The 2,894-nt window shown below is 67.0% G+C and carries 4 protein-coding genes; 3 read left to right on the plus strand and 1 reads right to left on the minus strand.

All coding sequences use genetic code 11. From position 1 onward, the window contains the following. Positions 1–47: 47 nt before the first annotated feature. The 3 genes from OXU43_01610 to OXU43_01620 all read left to right on the plus strand — a co-directional run bounded on the left by OXU43_01610 (position 48) and on the right by OXU43_01620 (position 2,637). Positions 48–866 carry an electron transfer flavoprotein subunit beta/FixA family protein gene (locus OXU43_01610; protein ID MDD9823868.1) on the plus strand — a complete coding sequence of 273 codons (819 nt, stop codon included), beginning with the start codon at positions 48–50 and terminating at the stop codon, positions 864–866. Then, the gene (locus OXU43_01615) at positions 863–1,861 is read left to right on the plus strand and encodes an electron transfer flavoprotein subunit alpha/FixB family protein (protein MDD9823869.1); all 999 of its coding nucleotides are present in this window, start codon (positions 863–865) and stop codon (positions 1,859–1,861) included. Before OXU43_01610 ends, OXU43_01615 begins: the two co-directional genes overlap by 4 nt. Positions 1,862–1,974: 113 nt before the next feature. Then, the gene (locus OXU43_01620; protein MDD9823870.1) at positions 1,975–2,637 is read left to right on the plus strand and encodes an ankyrin repeat domain-containing protein; all 663 of its coding nucleotides are present in this window, start codon (positions 1,975–1,977) and stop codon (positions 2,635–2,637) included. Positions 2,638–2,711: 74 nt separating this feature from the next. Here the strand turns inward: OXU43_01620 and OXU43_01625 are convergent, their stop codons facing one another. Continuing rightward, positions 2,712–2,843 carry a hypothetical protein gene (locus OXU43_01625; protein ID MDD9823871.1) on the minus strand — a complete coding sequence of 44 codons (132 nt, stop codon included), beginning with the start codon at positions 2,841–2,843 and terminating at the stop codon, positions 2,712–2,714. Between the last annotated feature and the right edge of the window lie 51 nt (positions 2,844–2,894).

Below are 2,894 nucleotides of genomic sequence, written 5' to 3' on the forward strand. Positions count from 1 at the left end.
ATTGAGCGGCCCTTGAAGAACCCAACGAAGATGAGGCAGGAGAGAACGTGAAGATACTGGTACCCGTAAAGCAGGTTACAGCCCTGGACGAAGATTTCACCCTTACCGAGGACGGCAAAGGCGTAGCCTCCGACTATGCGGACTACGAACTCAACGAGTGGGACGAATACTCCTACGAGGCCGCGCTGCGGATCATGGAAAACCACGACGGCGTGGAGGTTGTCCCGGTCACCGTCGGCCCGGAAGCGGCCGACGCCGTGTTGCGCCAATGCCTGGCCAAGGGCGGCGAACGCGGCATCCGCATCTGGAGCCAGGCCCTGGAGGGCGCCGCCCCCAACGTCGTCGCCCGGGTGCTTGCCGCCGCGGCGAAGAGAGAAAACGCCGATCTGGTCTTCGCCGGCACGTTGGCGTCCGATCACTCCTACGCCCAGACCGGCATCTGCATCGCCGCCGAACTGGGCTGGGCCCATGCCGCGGTCGTGTCGAAGATAGACTGCACGCCCGGCGGCCCGGTCGAATTGCGGCGCGAACTCGAGGGCGGCATGGAAGAAGAGCTGACGCTGGAACCGCCGGCCGTCGTCACTATCCAGGTCGGCATCAACGAGCCGCGCTACGCATTGCTGCGGGGGGCCAGGCAGGCCAAGGTCAAGCCCGTCGAGCTGCTGTCGCCCGCCGAACTCGGATTGGCCGCGGCGGACGTGGGCGAGGCCGGTTCCTTTTTTCGCCTGCGCCGCCTGGTCGTGCCGGAGCCGCGGCGGGCGGAATTTTTACAGGGGACTCCCGCCGAGCAGGCGCGGCGCCTGGCCGGGATCATCAAGGAAGCCAGGCAAGCCAGGGACGGGCAAGCCAGGGACGCAACCTCATGAGCGAATTGCTGGTCGTCGCCGAGCACCGCCGCGGCAAACTCGCGCCCGCCACCCTGGAGACCGTCGCCGCCCTCGCCTCCGTTAAGCGGGAGCGGGATTCGCTGGCCGTCGCCATTTTCGCCGAAGACCCGGACGCATATGCCGCGGGCGTCAGCGTCGAGGGCGTGGACCGCATCGTCAAGGCGAAACTGCCGGCGTTGGCGAAAGAATTCCAGATCGATCTCTACGAGGCCGCGCTGGGCGCGTTGATCGAGGCGCGCGCGCCCGCCGTGGTAGCCGCCCCGCACAGCATCAACGCCTGTAGCTACATGCCGGCGGTGGCCGTCGCCGGCAAGCACGGCTGCGCCACCGACATATTCGGTTTGCGCCGCGAAGGCGACGGCGGCGACGGCGGCGAAGGGCTGGTCGCCACCCGCGCCGCCTACAACGAAAAACTGCACATGGAGGTGGACTTCCCTGGCAAGCGGACCGTGCTGCTCACGGTGCGCGCCAACGTCTTTCCGCCCGCCGGGGGCAATGCGTCGCCCGTCATCGAGACCTTCGAGACGCCGCGGACGCAACTGCGCAGCAGCCACCGCCGCTACATCAAACCGTCCGCCGCCGGCGACGTGGACATCAGCAAATCCGAGTTCATCCTCTCCATCGGCAGCGGCATCGGCCGGGAGGAGAGCGTCAAGAAATTCAAAGAGCTGGCCGACGCCATCGGCTTTACCCTCACCTGTTCGCGCTCCATCGCCGACAACGGCTGGCTGCCCAGGTCCCGCCAGGTGGGTCAATCGGGCAAGACGGTGGGCAACTGCCAGGTTTATATCGCCATGGGCATCTCCGGCTCGGTGCAGCATCTGATGGGCCTGAAGCACGTGCCCAACATCATCGCCGTCAACCCTGACGCCGAGGCGTCCATCTTCAATGTCGCGCGCTATGGCGTAGTCGCCGACATCTTCGACATCGCGGACGAACTCGCCGGCCATTTCAGAGCAGAGGGTTTGCGGTAAGTCATGGGTATCTCTTTGGATTGTGAGCATTGCTGATGTTTCTGGGCTTATGCCCCCCTGCGCGCAATGTCCGGCTTGTGGACGTTCCCCGCGCAGGCAGAGATGAACTGCCGATGACGATCGCAAGGCAAGGCGGGCGGGCGGCGGCATTGCTGGCGGCGCTTTGCGTCGCCGTCCCCGCGCTGGGCACGCCCCTGCACCAGGCGGCGCGCGATGGCCAGGTCGAGGAAGTGCGGGCGTTGCTCGCTGCCGGGACGGATGTAAATGTGCGGGACAGGTACGGGCTTACGGCCCTGTATCAAGCGGTGTTCTATGGCCATGCCGATGTCGCGCGAGCGTTGCTAGACGCCGGGACGGAGGTCAATGCGCGGGACCGGCACGGAATTACGCCCCTGCACCGGGCGGCGGAATATGGCTATGCCGGCGTCGCGGAGGCGCTGCTCGATGCCGGGGCGGAGGTCAATGCGCGGGACCAGTTGTTCGGGAATACGCCCCTGCATCAGGCGGCGGAATCCGGCCATGCCGATGTCGCGCGGGTGTTGCTCGATGCCGGGGCGGAGGTCAATGCGCGGGCCAAATACGAGGTTACGCCCCTGCATCGGGCGGCATACTATGGCCATGCCGATGTCGCGCGGGCGTTGCTCGCTGCCGGGGCGGATGTGGCGGCACGGGACGCGGCCGGGTTTGCGCCCCTGCGTTATGCGGCAGATTCCGATCATGCCGATGTCGTGCGGGCGTTGCTTGCTGCCGGGGCGGAAGAGGAGGCGGAAGAGTAACAGCGCCCTCCGGCGTCATTCTCTTTCAGTCCAAGACCGCCCGCCCCGTCCTGGGGTGCGCGCGGGGGCCAGCGTCAGCCAGTGAACCGCAACGCCGCGAACAGCAGTCCGTTGGTCGCCAGCACCAGCGCCGTCACCCACCGGATCAGCCTGGACTCCAGCGAGGCCAGGTCGGCCTTCGTCGCCCCTTCGCCAGCAGCCGACACCGACTGCGCCGCCGCCTGCGCTGACTCTTCGGACGCGCCAGCCTCGCGCAA

Source organism: Gammaproteobacteria bacterium (genome assembly GCA_028817255.1).
Lineage (GTDB): Bacteria > Pseudomonadota > Gammaproteobacteria > Porifericomitales > Porifericomitaceae > Porifericomes > Porifericomes azotivorans.

What these genes read in the sequence shown, in the direction of transcription:
- OXU43_01615 (MDD9823869.1), top strand. Translation starts at nt 863, where the DNA reads ATGAGCGAATTGCTGGTCGTCGCCGAGCACCGCCGCGGCAAACTCGCG.
- OXU43_01620 (MDD9823870.1), top strand. Translation starts at nt 1,975, where the DNA reads ATGACGATCGCAAGGCAAGGCGGGCGGGCGGCGGCATTGCTGGCGGCG.